Here is a 15,959-nt window from a genome sequence, read left to right as displayed (position 1 = left end):
AATATTAGATAATTAGTATATAAAGTATTTTATTATTTCATTACTAAATATACGAATTGTCTTGTTACTTAGATGCCAAGTTACTTAGTATTCTTGATACTTAGAAACTTAAATGATAGGTATCTTGTTTATAAAGTATTTTATTACTTTAATATTAAATAATTAGTATATAAAGTATCTTATTACTTCATTACTAAATACACGAAGTGCCATGTTACTTAGATTATAAGTTTCTTATATACAAATGAACTTGTTACTTTAATACTAAATATACTAAGTATTATATAACATCTAGTATTGAAATGGTTTTTCTGCCGTTTTCAAATAGGGTAGGAGCCGACTTTTTTGATTCTTGGGTTCTCTGAGAAGTTCTGTATCCCACTAACGACAACTCGTTATGACAAGCTGATAGGGTATAATGAGATGAGCATCCTTTCACATTCTGAATTTTCAAGTGTTTGAAGTATGTGGTATAGTATGGAGTGCCTGTTCGCAAGCCAGCCTGATTCTATCCATTGAGCAAGACTTGTTATCATGACTACGTGATCAGGAAGATGACTCATGTTGTGTACTTTGGACGTATATGGAGTGTGCTATAGTCCACGGTAGAGACTTTCTACTGTTTCTTTAAACTGCTTCAACTCTTATATTTATAACCATGGTATTTTCTGTTTTGCAGCTAATCCCTTAAATATTAAGTGTTTTTGCAAAATAATACTTTAGATATTAGTTAATAAAATAATAAATATATAAAATATCTTATATATTCTATTATTTATATCTTAGTTTTTTTTTATGATTATGTATTTAACTAAGTTGACTATGTTTCTTTAGTCTTCAGTGTTCGATTCTTCTAGTTGTCTATATTATGTTGAACTACCTACGAACTTTAGATTTAAGGTGTTCGATTTCGTTTAGAACTGCGTATCATGTTTAAGGCAAGATTGTAGTGGGGAAGCATGAGGTCTCTAGTACAAGTATGGTTTGTGAATAGGCTGAGGTAGATGATCGGTAAGTAAGGCGATACTGTTCACAAGATCAACAGACCTTAGCCATTTGTTAAGATAGGTACCTGTGTTTACGTGGTATACTTTTTAATTATTAGGGGTGGTACACTTTTAAGTTAGAATCTACACGTGGCCTGAAAGATATCTTTTTAGATATGAGACGATGGGGCAGGACTGTATGTGATGTTGTTCGTCACAGAGACCTCCAGGTAGCGTTCTCTATTTCTTTGCAGGTGTTGGTTATCTGGTATATAGTAAGGTTCTGCATTTCTTGAAGTCTTTATTACCCTTATATTTTTACTTGGTAACGCTGCCAGTTCATCATGTAATTCATTAATTCTTAGATATTAAGATGAAAATACTTTATATATAAGATAATATAATAATAAATATATTAAATATCTTATATATTCAATTATTTGTATCTAAGTTTTTCTCATGTTAAAGCATTTAGCTAGTTTTGTCGTAGTTCTCATATCAACAACTATCGATACTTGAAGCATCTATATATGTTGAACTATTCACAAGCTAAAGGCTTTAGGAGGAGTTCGATTTCATCATGGAATGCTTACGAGCAAGTCTTGCGTCTTCTTCATTTGTATGATCGATGGCTACTTCCTATATATTTCTTCAGTTTTCTTCAAGAATACTTCTGGCTGCATTCAAGTCGCGGTCTATTACGTCATCGCAATTTGGGTAGGTAGGGTGATCGTCTGCTACAGACTGCAGCTCCATGACCTACTCATGACTATGGTATGTCTTCGAGGATGTAACCGGTCTATGTTGATTAGGGATTGCTGTATCACTTTGCCTTTTTCTATAATATCTAGCTCACTATAATATGAACTTGATACTAGGTAATCTTCATACCGAAAATCGAAATGCTTAGATACTTAAATAACAAGTATATTAGTTATTTAAATACTTTGTTTAATATATTTCTTTCATTGACAGTCTAATTATAGTCTTCAATGATAGAGCATCTATTGTTTTATGAGTAGTCTCTCTGGAAGAATGCTCATCAATGTACCACTAACCCTGATGCGATTGACTATGGAAGCTTGTCTATGCTCTATATAAGTGATATGCTAGTATCCTTGTCGGGAACTTACGTTTCATTGGCATGACAAGATTCAAGTGTGTGAAGATGTCGAGCCTGGTACTTGCTGAGTTTGTAAATAGTTGAAGTAGGAGACAGGTTAGAATGGTATGACTGTTGACAAGATAGTCGATTCTATCCATTGCATATGACTTTTACTTGTGGCTACTTGGACCGAAAGATGACTTTAAATATGGGACGTTGGACTTGATCTGAGTGTGATGTGGTATCCTCGTGGTGACCTCTTGGCTGCAAACAATCTTCTTTGATTGGGTTTTGGTAAACATGAAAGTCCTACTTAAAATGCATGACAAACTGTTTCTAATCTAATATTCTTTCCTTTCATTAGATATACTGTAAGAGGGCTAAATACTTGAATAGTAGGCGTGTATGGATATAATAATCTAATATATTAATTATTTTAGTACTTTGAATATTAACAAACAAAGTTATTTATATATTAATAAACAAAATATCTAATAATTAAAAATTTAACTGAGTCTATTATCATAATGATGTGAACTGCTTCTGTTGACTAGCGTGTATCCAAACAAGATAGATGCATGTCAACTATACAATGGAAGAAAGACGATATTCAAAATTCTCTCTATTTTAGAAACAAGTGCTAGATGGATTTCATGTGGATTTAGTTAAATAGGGCTAAGAAGATGGCTCTTCTCAGGAGAGATGCTAGTAGTAGGTTTGCAGTAAGATAAGAGTAATGAGATCTATATTATTTTTTGAAATCATGCGTTACCTCGTTTTTTGTCTTAGTTTGCAACCTTTCATCACTCGCTTTTTATAGTGCAAAGGTATGGCAGGCCTGTCAGATACCAAACACCTCTTCGTTATCGGCAAAGAATCTTTTCAAGCAGCCTTCCTCAATCAAGATTGTGGTATTCCTGAAAAGATTCTCTACCGATTGTTTGGCTTACTGACTTCTTTAGCCTTCCATCTTTTCTGCACATAAAAAGGCTAAGTGATGACGGGTATGCCGGAATGACTAAAAAAAACTCGGATAGCATGATTACAAAAGTCTTAAAAAGGCAGTGAATCAGGAAATCCAGAATAAATTAAATGTTGAACTATAAATAAATGAACATGACAGAGACAATTCAAATCATGGTTCCTAAGTGGAACATCGAGAGTGAGACTGGTTACAAGCCACGCACCACATTTTGGCAGGATTTCTCCATAGCTGATGCTTTTGGAGTGGATGCCGTAACAGATACATTTCATCGTGCGTTTGCTGAGTGGAAAGATAATTGTGTCTATGTAACAGAGCTTGTAATGGTGCTGAATCATAAGATAGCCCAATGGTATGAGAGAAATATGCAGTTAGCGGAACTTTACAACAAGTATTATCACATGGCTGCATGTTACGCTGAGGACAATCTCAAAGGAGACAAGTTGCAGTATTATTACAGAATAACAGATTAAAAAGGGAACGGCAAGGTTAACTACCTTGCCGCAAATTTTAGAATATGGCAAATATATTTAGTGATGAGACGATGGAGTTGGAGGAACTTTTTGCGTCTGATAAATCCAATATGAGGGAGCGGCATATTGAGTTTGCTAAGCGTGACTATGAGAAGCTCAAGCAGTTGGGATATGTTCGTACGCCGTCAGAACTGAAGCTTAACGAGTATCTTTGGGTTGATGTGCTATTCTATTTGAAACCTCGTATTCGAGTCGTAGAGATTGATGAGAACTTGGAATTTAGTATCATGCAGCATCCCAATGGATTGTGGACATATGGAGTTTCCGTTTTCCATGGAACCAGGGGATGGTCTTTCTTGCCCGGGATTTTTACGAAGCTATATCGTACGGAGGACGAGGCGAAAGATACGGCTATTAATAGCCTGATTAAGTATCTTCAGGTGGACAAGAAGACAGAGAAGCTGGTGAAGAAATTGAAGGAACGTCTGTCTGGTAACTTACAGCTTGATTTGTTCGCCGGTTTTGCCTTTTAGTGTAGAGTGGGGGAGAGGTCTGTTTCGGGCTTCTCTCCTCGGCGCGGCTGCTTCTTAGGGAGCAGCCGTCCGGCATAACCATCCAGTTATGCCGGATAAAGTGGTATCGCAGATGCTTGTTTGATGGCTGATGCAATCAGCATTTGAGATGTTATATCTATTGGGCGATGGGGGATTTGGGAGAGCACTTTAGGGAGATGGGCTACCTGTTTAAAAGATAGATGCTGGTGTTATGGCAGTAGAGATATGGTACCTCTTTCTCCTCTTCCTTTTGCTTCACTTTTGGAGAGAAGGGTGGCTTGTTCTTGGAAGGTGGTAGTCCTTTACCATCCTTGTGACAGGTCTCTTTTGTTTGGCTGTCACCTCCTTTCGCTTGCCTTCCTTGAGGGAAGAGTGGCTGGTTTTTGTGGTGGGTGGTGGGTCTCGGAGTCCTGGGTGAAAGAGGTTAGGGGTATTCTCTCTTTTCTCGGTGATGTTGATGGATACTTTGGGATTTGGCAGGGCTGCTGTTCTCTAAGTTTGGTTGTTGGAATGCGTCCTTTTTTGTTTTTCTACTACTTTTATTGTTTCCTGGAGTAGCGTTCATTCATTTTCTTAAGCGTTATCCCTTGATTTTACTTTGCAAATTTACCACAAGCGGCGACTGCCAAGGGCACACCCGGAGGGCTTGTCTCCATATTTTTTTCATTGTTTTTGGGTGCAGCGGCTCCTATTTCAAAAACAACCAGGCTGGCTTTGAAAATAATATGGGCCATCTCTTGTCTTTTCTCGCCTTCTCCTTGTTGGTGTTATTTCGCACGTAAAATTTAAGTAATAACGTTTTAAAAATTAAGATTATGAACGCAAGTAACAATTTCACAGTAGTAGGTTTTATCTGCAAGGACGCAGAAGTTAGAAACTTTGAGAAGAGCAGCCTCGCTCGTTTTGGCGTATCCATCAAGACCACCGAGAAGAAGGGTGGTGTTGAGATTACCTCTTCTTCCATCCAGAGCTTCGAGACCTGGATCAAGAATGATAACCAGGCACTCCTCGATCTCCTCAAGAAGGGCAAGCGAGTAAAGGTGGAGGGTTTCTTCAAGAGTGAGACCTATCAGAAGGATGGCAAGGACCATCATGTTATCAAGCTTATCGCCACCAGTCTCTCAGAGGTGGAGAAGCAAAAGAAGGAGGAGGCAGCTTAGCCTCCTTTCCCATATCTGCCATGTTTATCTTTCCAAGGCTATCTTTTAGGTAGTCTTGGATTGATGGTACTTGGGGGATGGTATTATACCTATCTTGTATCTTCTATCTTCATCTTATCATATCTATTTGCGAGGGTGGAATTTGGAATGTGAATCTGTTCATTCCTTTAATGGGTCAGTTTTAGGGCTTGTTTTGTATGCTTTTTGGATTTTTGACTTACAGAAAGGTTAAAAAGTATGCAAAAAACAGAAATTTTTCATGATAGTTGAGATTATCTGAAAATAAATGTGTATTTTTGTACCTATAAATATAAGCAGAATATAATATAAAGATTAAAAAAGCGTATAACTTATATTATAGTATAATTTAAAAATATGGAATTATGGTTGATTATTACGAGTATTCTATACCTGAATTGGTAAAACTTCTTGGTGCAAGATTCAAGGATTACCGTCTGCGTAGCCACATGACGCAGAAAGAGGTATCTGAACAATCGGGTATTACAATCACGACCATTCATAAGTTTGAGAATGGTACATCCGGCAATGTTTCGCTAGGCACATTTCTTTTGCTGCTGAAAGCGATAGGGCAGATTGATGCCCTTGATGAGCTGATGCCGGATTTACCGCTATCTGCGTACTTGATGAAGGAAGAAAAGAAAGTTCAACGAATAAGACATAAGAAGTCATGATAGCTAGTTCATTAAAAATAATGCTTTGGCACAAGGAAATCGGTCGCTTGTCCTGGGATGCAAGGAGAGGGGTTTCGTTTTTTGAGTACAATCCTGCTTTTCTTGGTGGGAGGCTTGATCCGTTCCCTCTGGTGGCTTCTGTCAAGTCACCTGCCAGCCGTCGTCCCATCATGGGTGACAGGGAAACGAAGCTTTACCGTAAGTTGCCTCCTTTTCTTGCTGATTCTTTACCTGATGCCTGGGGTAATCAGGTGTTTGAGTGTTGGCGCATACAGAATGGCATTCGCAATCAGGAGATAACTCCGCTTGAAATCTTGTCCTTCATTGGTAAGCGTGGTATGGGAGCATTGGAGTTTATACCCGAATCATCCGGCATTAGAAAGTCGGAAAAGCTGAATATGAAGACTTTGACGGATTTGGCTCAGAGAATATTCTTGGAGCGTGAGAATGTGAGGCTGTTGCCCGGTGAATCGCTGACCATGCAGTCGTTGATAGCTGTAGGTACTTCGGCAGGCGGTCGCCAACCGAAGGCTATCATCGCGATCAATCCGGAGACCGGAGAAATCAGAAGCGGTCAGATAGCTGGTCACAAGGGTTTTGATTATTGTATTCTGAAGTTTGGTGATACGGAACGTTCTTCTGCAGAACTGGAAATGGCCTATTACAAGATGGCTAGGGCTGCAGGCATAAGCATGATGCCTTGCAGGATTATTGAGATTGAAGGTCAGAAGCATTTCATTACCCATCGTTTTGATCGTGACGAGGAACGTAAATTACACATGCAGACATTGGCGGCTCTATATCCTGATGCCGACAGTTATGAAAAGTTGCTGATGGTTTGTCGAAAGATGCGTCTGCCTGAAAGTACCCAGGAGGAAGTTTTCCGCAGGATGGTATTCAACATCCTAGCCAACAACACTGATGATCACAACAAGAACTTCTCTTTTCTGATGGATGAAAGTGGAAAATGGCAACTTTCTCCTGCATACGATATGACCTATATCTTCAATACAGGTGGCTTTCTTCCTGAGAAGATGCATTGTATGATGATGCAGGGTAAGCTTCAAGGTCAGACTCTTGAAGATGCTTTGGCTCTCGGCAAGGAAAATGGTATCAGGAAGGCTGAAAGTATCATTGGTGAGGTTGCCTCTGCTATCCGCCAATTCAGACACTTTGCTGAGGAGTGCGAAGTTAGCCAGCGTTGGATAGGTGCTGTAGAAACCACCCTTAACCAGCATCTGGCAGAGTGGGGATTGCTCGAACGAAGAAAGAATGTTGCATTCAAAATAGGCGAAACCCTTTTTGAGAAGGTACGTGTAGAAAAGACATACAAAGGCAATTATCATCTTTTGTGTGAAGTGGACGGGAAAGAGCGCAAGTTCGTGATTACCGGAAAGAAAGAAGAATATGCGTTGATTGATAGAGTTGGTACTGATAATCTAACTGATGAACAATTGTATTCGTTGGTTGAAACCTTCTTTGTAGGATAAAAGACATTATTATATTTATTAAGGAGAGCGGCCTTTGGGTCGCTCTTTTTTTTTGTCATCTATTCAAGACTACCTGGTTAGAGTCTTAGATAAACAGGAAGTGTTTGGAGGATGCTGGCTCCTCTTCCTTTTGCTTCACTTTTTGGAAGAAAGGTGGCTTGTTTTTGGAAGGTGGTAGTCCTTTGCCATCCTTGTGACAGGTCTCTTTTGTTTGGATGTCACCTCCTTTCGCTTGCCTTCCTTGAGGGAGGAGTGGCTGGTTTTTGTGGTGATGGGTCTCGGAGTCCTGGATGAAAAGAGGTTAGGGGTATTCTCTCTTTTCTCGGTGATGTTGATGGATACTTTGGGGGTTGGCAGGGCTGCTGTTCTCTAAGTTTGGTTGTTGGAATGCGTCCTTTTTTGTTTTTCTACTACTTTTCTTGTTTCTTGGGGTGAGCGTTCATTCATTTTCTTAAGCGTTATCCCCTTGATTTTACTTTGCAAATTTACCACAAGCGGCGACAGTCAAGGGCACACTCAGGGGCTTGTCTCCACATTTTTTTCATTGTTTTTGGGTGCAGCGGCTCCTATTTCAAAAACAACCAGGATATCTTTGAAAATAATATGGGCCATCTCTTGTCTTTTCTCGCCTTCTCCTTGTTGGTGTTATTTCGCACGTAAAATTTAAGTAATAACGTTTTAAAAATTAAGATTATGAACGCAAGTAACAATTTCACAGTAGTAGGTTTTATCTGCAACGATGCAGAAGTTAGAAACTTTGAGAAGAGCAGCATCGCTCGTTTTGGCGTATCCATCAAGACCACCGAGAAGAAGGGTGGCGTGGAGATTACCTCTTCTTCCATCCAGGGCTTCGAGACCTGGATCAAGAATGATGACCAGGCACTCCTCGATCTCCTCAAGAAGGGCAAGCGAGTAAAGGTGGAGGGTTTCTTCAAGAGTGAGACCTATCAGAAGGATGGCAAGGACCATCATGTGATCAAGCTTATCGCCACCAGCCTCTCAGAGGTAGAAAAGCAAAAGAAGGAGGAGGCAGCTTAGCCTCCTTTCCTGTATCTGCCATGTTTATCTTTCCAAGGCTATCTTTTAGGTAGTCTTGGATTGATGGTACTTGGGGGATGGTATTATATCTACTTTTCGATGGAATCGTTCTTTTGGGAGCCAAGGAGGAATACATGGTTGATATGGAAAGCATGTGTCTCTTTTGGCTCTTTTTCTTTTATGCCGGCTCTTTTATGCTTATCTTTGTCTGTCTGTTTTGTTGATATCTATGGTTTGGTTTTACTGTGTCGTGGTTTTGGTAGATATCCATGGGAAGATGATACTTATATCTATTGTTTTCTACTGTAGTTTTGTGAATAGAACCTCGTTTTTATCATTTTGTTGCAGCATAATCCCACCAGGCTTTTTATCGTGCAAAGGTATGGCAGTCTTGGCAGATACCAAACACCACGTTGTTATCGGCGAAGAATCTTTTCCGGCAGCCTTCCGAAATCATAGATTGCGGTTTTCCGGAAAAGATTCTCTACCGATTGTTTGGCTTTCTGCCATTTTTGACTGCCATCTTTTTGGGCACGAAAAAAGGCTTGGTGTGAAGGTTATGCCGGAATGCTAAAAAAAAACTCGGATTTATCCTCAAAACTCCAGGGATTTGAAAAAGGCTGGTTGTTTCAGGAAATCCAGAATATTTTAAGTTTAATTTAAAGCAATTTGAGATATGAGACAGAATTTTTCGGGGTTTTGCATGGAGGAATTTCCTCAGTATAAGGCTTATAACAATGGGCTTGGAAACTTGACCACAGTGGAGCTGATTTCTTTGGTTATCGGTACAGGTACACAGAAGAATGTGGAACAGGCACGTCAGATATTCAATGTGATGGAGGAGAGCTTGCGAAATATTGCCAAGGCTAGGGTAGAGGACTTGCAGGTGGTTCAAGGTATCGGGGATTCCAAGGCGATAGCTCTTCAGGCAGCCATAGAGCTTGGTAAGCGTTACAGCTTGGAGAATATGGCAGAGCGTCCCGATTTGGGCAGTAGCTTGGCTATCTATAATTTCCTTTATCCGCATGTGAAGGATTTGGAGGTGGAGGAATGCCATCTGCTTTTGATGAACCAGAACTTTAGGCTTATCAAGCATGTGCCTATGAGTCATGGGGGTATCACGGAGACGGCGGTAGATGTGCGCAGAATCATGAGGGAGGCAGTTTTGAACAATGCCACTATCTTGGCAATTGCTCACAATCACCCATCCAATAGCCCTCATCCCAGCAAGGCTGATGATATGCTTACCAAGAGCGTCAAGGAAGCTTGCAGCATCATGCGCATCTTTTTCATGGACCATGTGATAATTGCTGATGGGTGTTATTTCTCTTACCATGATAAGGGTAGATTGGATTTGTAAAGGTAACGGAGAGGCTCACCACCTCTCCATAAAAAAATATTTGTATGAAAGTACGTTTATATCACGATGAAAGGGTAAGCGCCAAGGATGCGCCGGATGCATGGTCTATCTATTGTCCTTACCCTAATAAGTATCAGAGGGTTACGGGTATCAAGGGCGTTTATCTAGGGTGCAAGCCTACAGATGAAGGCATGATACGTTGTTGTTGGGAATTCATGGAAGTGGGGCAGAAAGTCTGTTTGGGAAAGCGTATGGCTTTATCCAGTATGCCAAAGGCTTTTCAAGTTGCTTTTCGGAAAATAGAGCGTGTTTATCAGCATGCTTGCAAGGTTGATACCTTGGAGGCATGGGGAAAGTTTCAAAGAGTTTAAAAATAAGGATTATGAATCAGAAAGAAGTTTTGGAGTTTGATGGTTTTCGTGTGGAAAGAGAGTCTTTTCTTGGAGGGGATTGTTATGGCGTAGTCACCTCCTGCAAGAAAGATGAGAAGGGTGTTTCTTACCATTTGGAGGTAGAGTTTGATATATCTACAGCCAAGTTTCATTTTTCCAAGTGTTATGCTCATGAGGTGGTTCCTTGCCAGGAACTTTCTGCCGGCGGTAAGCTCAAGGTCATGGCTTATCTAATAGAGAAGGCGGCTAGTGCGTATGTGACGGAGAAAGCGGCTGTTCAAAAGATGTCTTTCGAGAAATTGAAGGTGTTGTATCGTGAGGATGAAGTGGTGATGGGAGAGGTTCTTGCCTCTGAGAAAGCCGATGGTTTGACCATAGAGGAGTCGTTCTTTCTGTATATCCTTGCTCAGAATTGGGCGAATGGTGATGAGTTTTCATGGGCTTGTGGAGGAGTAGAGGAAGAATGGGTGTCTCTTGTGGAAGAGGCAAGGAAGATGAAGATTTGATGTTTAAGAGTATATTTAGAAAAGAAATCCTATGTTTTGGTAGGGTTTCTTTTCGCTTTTGATGTTGTCTTGTCTTTGTGGGGATTTGACCCTTTGGGCAAGCTTTCTGTTTCCTCTGCAATGTATATCATTGCAGATTCATATATGTTTAGGACAGGTGAGGTGGTTTGTATCTATGTCAGCAAATATCTGGTTGTTGAAATGGAGTGTATTGCCTTTTAAAGTATCTCTTGCTGATGTCATGCACAAGAAGAGGTCTTTTCGAGTCTGGCCAAGGGTGACTTACCCGCGAAGGTGGACTATTTCCCATCTTCACTGGGTAGTTCACGCATGACCATTCTCTTCAAGACTCACGCCAGGCGTTCTCTTCATGTACATGACAGTTTTAATCCCCAAGGTAGTATGGCCTGCCATGCTACCTTGCCACCTGACCATATAGTCAGAAGGCTAAAGGGAGAGAGGTTCGTTTTCCCACGGTTCCCTTTGGTCATGGTGGGAAAACACCGTGTTTGATGTGATTGCTGATGGGATATATCTAGGGTTCTATTTTGTTTTTTATGGGGAATACTCCTCACTTTTTATCTTTTCTAGCCGGTAGCCATCACCATCGTCTTTTTACTTTGCAAAGGTATGTGAAGTCCTGGCAGATACCAAACACCACTTTGTTATCGGCTAAGATTCTTTTCCAGCAGACTTCCGCAATCAGAGATTGGGTATTCTAGAAAAGATTCTTGACCGATTGTTTGGCTTACTGCCCCCTTGGACTTCCATTCTTTTATGCACGTAAAAAGGCTAAAGTGATGACGGTTATGCCGGAATGTTTATAAAAAAAAAGCTCGGATTCTTCTGAAAACAAAAGCTTGAAAAGGCTGTGAATCAGGAAATCCAGAATATTTTTTTGAGTGTTGAACCCTTTAAATGATATTTAAAGTATGAATGCAAATCTTTATTATGACTGCGATGGTGAATCATGGACTATCCTTGACTTTCACAGCAGTATTACTTTCTCTTCTGAGAGAGGTTTGAAGCAGGCGATTAACCGAAAGATTAATCGTGATTTGGGGAGCGGGAATCTGAGACGGCACTTTGGAACCGGCTCTAGAGTGAATGTAAACGTGTATTGTAAAGAGCTTGGATTTACAGAAAAGCCACTTGCAACTACCCATGTGAATGTATATTGATTTAATGAAAGGATTTAGATATGAGCAAATTCATTGAAGTGACAGCAGGAACAAAAGTATTGATTAATACCGACGAGATAGCTTGCGTAGAGCCATCCAAAGATTATCTGGACGGCAGTGAGGTTTGTGTGATTACCCTTATACACACAACAAAGCATAGCGTTGAGGGGCGCAAATTCATAACGAAGGAAAGTTATGAGGAGGTAAAACAAATGATTATTGGAACTAAGTAGTATCATGTTTAATGTTTCTATCCGATAGTTGTATGGCTATCGGATAGAATTAACTAAGGAGAAAATATGAAAAGGTATGTAGTAGAAATCGAAGAGAAAATTACCTACAAGGTGGAATTTTCTGCCGATTCACAGGAATACGCTGAAAGGCGCGTAAGAGAAATATACGATAGTGGCGCTTTGAAAAGCACAGGCGAGTTGGAAAGCGTTATATTTGATGTTATTGATGTTATTGATGATTAATACGTCTATGAAAAAGTTAACAGAAAAATCATCCATCTGCAAGGTGGATGATTTTTTTCGGGCTGCTCCCTCCTACGGCACAGGTGCAGTGTGGAAAGAACGGAGGGTTTGATGTCTTTTCTGTTTGGTTATATCTATTTATATATATTGTTATTGCGTTATATTGTTATATACTTAGAACTCTAAGTCGCTGACTTCGTAAAATGAATGAAGAACTTTTAGAAGCCAAGGCTTATGGTGTATGAATAAATAAGGTAGAGGGTAGGTCAATGGCTTACCCTTTACTTTAATAGTTGAAAATCTTTGATTGGCATATTGGAATACCGCAAAAAGATAGAATAATCATTGATTAGTCGTTTACTAGTTGCTAACTTGTATTAAACACGTTTAAGACTAGTTTAAAGTGCAAATTGCTATATAGATTTTGCAAAAAATAGCCTTTTACGTTATTTTTACGTAGGTTTTTACCTTTTAACAGGCTAAAAATTTGCGTATTTGATAAATTCTCATTATCTTTGCATTCGATAAGAATTAAGGTATCGTATGAAACAGAAAGCAAACAAATCTCTAGAAGCTGCCCAAAACCTCATAAATACTCGTGAGACATTTGGGTACAATTCATCTATACATTGTTCTTACTATGCTACGTTGCAATATATGAAATATGTATTGGCAAATACAGATAAAAGAGCCATTCCATACTCTAGTCAAGACGTTCGTGGTCAAGATTCACATAATCATATCCTAACAGAGATAGTAAACAGAATCGACGATTACAGAAACGGTCGTTTATTTAGAGAAGATGTAAGATGGTTAAAAAGTGAACGTAAAGAAGCTGATTATACACAAAGAGATTTTAATCAAAAAGAAAGTCTAGAGTGTATAGACAAAGCTAAGGGAATAATTTGTAAATTAAATCAATATTTCGGGTTATGAACAAGAAAGAAGAAATTAAGAAGCAGCTGACAGAGTGGTTTAACATCATGTTGGCTAAATATACTTGGCTTAAAATTAAGTACGAGTATAATGAGGCTAAAGAATGCTATCTTGTATCTTTTTACTCTAGTTCTGACATAGAAGATTCAGACTTTGATAAGGATGTACTAGAGTTTGAGGAGATTATGGATAATAAATATGAAGATTACTCACCTCTATTTTGTGACAATGAGAGATTATTTAAATTATCTCCAAAAGCAGAAGAATTAATGAGTTGGACACCAAATATCTTTGCAAACGAAGCTCCCGTAGAAGTAGCCAAGTTTGATTTAGACGAGAGTTTTGTTAGCCATAATAATTGCATTGAGGCTAGTCAAGATGAATTTGATTATTTAATGATGGCAGCATGAACACAATAAATTATAGAATAAAATCTATGCAAGTAACAAGTTCTTGCATAGATCCTAAAAAATATACTAAAGAAGGAGAAATGCAAATTCACAATTCTCTTTCTTTTACTATGGCTGTAAAAGAATGTATGCTTTTATGCAAACATGGCTTGGTGTTAAAGAAAAAAGGAAATGTATTTGCTGAAATTATTCTTGAAACAATATTTTTAATAGCACCAGATTCTGTAGAAGGAATGAAATCAGATAACAAACTAGTAATACCTAGAGGTTTTTTGGTTCAATGTGGTTCTATTAGTTATGGTACATTGAGAGGCGTTGTACTAAAGAGTGCAAGTGAAGAAGGCTTGGATAACATCATAATCCCTCCAGTGTTCATAAATACCATTATCAAAGATTCAATGGTTATAGATTTGAAGGATAATAAGTAATCTGATAGATAGCGTACTTAGGTACAAGGACTGGGCAGATTTACAAATCAATAGTTAAGGAGCGGTGCTTAGCATTGCTCCTATTTTATAAAAGGGAGTGTTGTTTAGCACTCCCTTTTATATTTTCTTCAAACCTTAACACACAACCTTCCTTGATCTCAATAGTCTCCCCATTAGGCAATAAAACTAATGAAATGTGGACTCCAACCACAAGAAAAATTGGAGAAGATGTTGATAGTACTTATTGGTGGATTCCTGATTTACATATTAAAGCATGAGTGCCACATGGATAATGGAACAGTGAAAGCTATTATAGAATTTTATGCCTGTCTGCGTAGTTACAGGCAAAAGACAGCCTTTGATCTCTTATCAGCAAACAGATTAATGATGCAGAAACCAAGCCTCTTTCTCTGCCCCCTTCCGCTAGTGGTTCATTATGATGTTAAATAACAGATACTAGTTAGTTCTCAAATCCAAGAGAAATTTTGGTATCATTCTTACATATCAAAATATTTGGAATGAGGCCTTGCAGTATGCTGAGAATACTCTTCAGGGTGGGGATTTGCAAAACATTAAAAGAATGTTTGACTTTTATGGTTGATTAGCTTGTTGTAAATGTTAATTGTGGGAATTGAACTACTCACGATCAAGTTTTTGCTTGTGGGTAGTTCAATGACATCAACTGTTATTCTCTAAAGGTGTTGGCGTTGAGTATTTTATCTATTAAGCTGTGGGCTAACAGAATATATCATGTTTATGGCTGAAGGTTTGCATTATGTCTATATCTGCAAGAGATAGGATGGTTGTATTTGGGTGAAGGTATATATTGTCTTTAGAACCTTCTCTTGCTGATGTCATGCACAAGAAGAGGTCTTTTCGAGTCTGGTCAAGGGTGACTTACCCGCGAAGGTGGACTATTTCCCATCTTCACTGGGTAGTTCACGCATGACCATTCTCTTCAAGACTCACGCTCAGGCGTTCTCTTCATGTACATGACAGTTTTAATCCCCAAGGTAGTATGGCCTGCCATGCTACCTTGCCACCTGACCATATTGTCAGAAGGCTAAAGGGAGAGAGGTTCGTTTTCCCACGGTTCCCCTTGGTCATGGTGGGAAAACACCGTGTTTGATGTGATTGCTGATGGGATATATCTAGGGTTCTATTTTGTTTTTTATGGGGAATAAGCCTCACTTCTTATCTTTTCTAGCCGGTAGCCATCACCATAGTCTTTTTACTTTGCAAAGGTATGTGAAGTCCTGGCAGATACCAAACACCACTTTGTTATCGGCTAAGATTCTTTTCCAGCAGACTTCCGCAATCAGAGATTGGGTATTCTAGAAAAGATTCTTGACCGATTGTTTGGCTTACTGCCCCTTGGACTTCCATTCTTTTATGCACGTAAAAAGGCTAAAGTGATGACGGTTATGTCGGAATGTTTTTAAAAAAAACTCGGATTCTTCTGAAAACAAAAGCTTGAAAAGGCAGTGAATCAGGAAATCCAGAATATTTTTTTGAGTGTTGAACTTTTAAATGAGACAAGATGGAAGTATTTCTTTTTTATCGTACAGACAATTGGAACTCCCGTGATAGCAAGGACTTGGTTTACATCGGGACAAATAGGGAGGCTAGTATCAAGAAGCTGATGAAGTTGGAGAGTGAGCCTATTACTGAGGAGCAAGCCGAGGACATCAGACGAATGAACCAAAGTCAGTGCAATAATGTGGGGTATGAGTGGGAAGTGGAGGTTTGGACTCTGAACCATTTGAGTGAGTAACTTTTAAAACGATTTT

At 39.1% G+C, this 15,959-nt stretch carries 17 protein-coding genes; all 17 read left to right on the top strand.

All coding sequences use genetic code 11. The features are described from left to right. Positions 1 to 2,920 precede the first annotated feature (2,920 nt). The gene (locus ACTQ16_RS14940; RefSeq protein WP_441932131.1) at positions 2,921 to 3,076 is read left to right on the top strand and encodes a hypothetical protein; all 156 of its coding nucleotides are present in this window, start codon (positions 2,921 to 2,923) and stop codon (positions 3,074 to 3,076) included. Between the two features lie 131 nt (positions 3,077 to 3,207). Further along, a complete protein-coding gene (locus ACTQ16_RS14935) occupies positions 3,208 to 3,546 on the top strand; it encodes a hypothetical protein (RefSeq protein ID WP_441932132.1) in 339 nt (112 codons plus the stop codon). A 44-nt stretch (positions 3,547 to 3,590) separates the two neighbouring features. Further along, complete coding sequence (locus ACTQ16_RS14930; protein ID WP_441932134.1) at positions 3,591 to 4,079, top strand: hypothetical protein; 489 nt, start codon at positions 3,591 to 3,593, stop codon at positions 4,077 to 4,079. Between the two features lie 836 nt (positions 4,080 to 4,915). Next, a complete protein-coding gene (locus ACTQ16_RS14925) occupies positions 4,916 to 5,260 on the top strand; it encodes a single-stranded DNA-binding protein (protein ID WP_441938145.1) in 345 nt (114 codons plus the stop codon). Positions 5,261 to 5,643: 383 nt separating this feature from the next. Beyond that, the gene (locus ACTQ16_RS14920) at positions 5,644 to 5,952 is read left to right on the top strand and encodes a helix-turn-helix domain-containing protein (protein ID WP_441938144.1); all 309 of its coding nucleotides are present in this window, start codon (positions 5,644 to 5,646) and stop codon (positions 5,950 to 5,952) included. Between the two features lie 20 nt (positions 5,953 to 5,972). Next, the gene (locus ACTQ16_RS14915) at positions 5,973 to 7,442 is read left to right on the top strand and encodes a type II toxin-antitoxin system HipA family toxin (protein ID WP_441938142.1); all 1,470 of its coding nucleotides are present in this window, start codon (positions 5,973 to 5,975) and stop codon (positions 7,440 to 7,442) included. Between the two features lie 693 nt (positions 7,443 to 8,135). Continuing rightward, positions 8,136 to 8,480, top strand: a complete 345-nt coding sequence (locus ACTQ16_RS14910) for a single-stranded DNA-binding protein (protein ID WP_441938141.1) — start codon at positions 8,136 to 8,138, stop codon at positions 8,478 to 8,480. Positions 8,481 to 8,862: 382 nt separating this feature from the next. Next, the gene (locus ACTQ16_RS14905; RefSeq protein WP_006848716.1) at positions 8,863 to 9,054 is read left to right on the top strand and encodes a hypothetical protein; all 192 of its coding nucleotides are present in this window, start codon (positions 8,863 to 8,865) and stop codon (positions 9,052 to 9,054) included. Between the two features lie 102 nt (positions 9,055 to 9,156). Continuing rightward, complete coding sequence (locus tag ACTQ16_RS14900) at positions 9,157 to 9,840, top strand: JAB domain-containing protein (protein ID WP_153134134.1); 684 nt, start codon at positions 9,157 to 9,159, stop codon at positions 9,838 to 9,840. Positions 9,841 to 9,884: 44 nt separating this feature from the next. Beyond that, on the top strand, positions 9,885 to 10,211 hold the full coding sequence (locus ACTQ16_RS14895; RefSeq protein WP_441938139.1) for a hypothetical protein: 327 nt from the start codon (positions 9,885 to 9,887) through the stop codon (positions 10,209 to 10,211). An 11-nt stretch (positions 10,212 to 10,222) separates the two neighbouring features. Continuing rightward, on the top strand, positions 10,223 to 10,738 hold the full coding sequence (locus tag ACTQ16_RS14890) for a hypothetical protein (RefSeq protein WP_441938137.1): 516 nt from the start codon (positions 10,223 to 10,225) through the stop codon (positions 10,736 to 10,738). A gap of 1,201 nt (positions 10,739 to 11,939) precedes the next feature. After that, positions 11,940 to 12,152 (top strand): hypothetical protein, encoded by a 213-nt coding sequence (locus ACTQ16_RS14885; RefSeq protein ID WP_441938135.1) that lies wholly within the window; start codon positions 11,940 to 11,942, stop codon positions 12,150 to 12,152. Positions 12,153 to 12,218: 66 nt separating this feature from the next. Next, positions 12,219 to 12,395 (top strand): DpnD/PcfM family protein, encoded by a 177-nt coding sequence (locus ACTQ16_RS14880; RefSeq protein ID WP_441938133.1) that lies wholly within the window; start codon positions 12,219 to 12,221, stop codon positions 12,393 to 12,395. Between the two features lie 543 nt (positions 12,396 to 12,938). After that, positions 12,939 to 13,331 carry a HEPN domain-containing protein gene (locus tag ACTQ16_RS14875; RefSeq protein ID WP_264902781.1) on the top strand — a complete coding sequence of 131 codons (393 nt, stop codon included), beginning with the start codon at positions 12,939 to 12,941 and terminating at the stop codon, positions 13,329 to 13,331. Beyond that, a complete protein-coding gene (locus tag ACTQ16_RS14870; RefSeq protein WP_287868378.1) occupies positions 13,328 to 13,741 on the top strand; it encodes a hypothetical protein in 414 nt (137 codons plus the stop codon). Before ACTQ16_RS14875 ends, ACTQ16_RS14870 begins: the two co-directional genes overlap by 4 nt. After that, on the top strand, positions 13,738 to 14,169 hold the full coding sequence (locus ACTQ16_RS14865) for a hypothetical protein (RefSeq protein WP_441938131.1): 432 nt from the start codon (positions 13,738 to 13,740) through the stop codon (positions 14,167 to 14,169). The genes ACTQ16_RS14870 and ACTQ16_RS14865 overlap by 4 nt, the downstream gene beginning before the upstream one ends. 1,540 nt (positions 14,170 to 15,709) lie before the next feature. After that, the gene (locus tag ACTQ16_RS14860; protein WP_441938130.1) at positions 15,710 to 15,943 is read left to right on the top strand and encodes a hypothetical protein; all 234 of its coding nucleotides are present in this window, start codon (positions 15,710 to 15,712) and stop codon (positions 15,941 to 15,943) included. Positions 15,944 to 15,959 lie beyond the last annotated feature (16 nt).

Source organism: Prevotella sp. LCP21S3_D2 (genome assembly GCF_052118345.1).
In the GTDB taxonomy this organism is placed as follows: Bacteria; Bacteroidota; Bacteroidia; order Bacteroidales; family Bacteroidaceae; genus Prevotella.
This window is presented reverse-complemented; position numbering and strand designations above follow the sequence as displayed.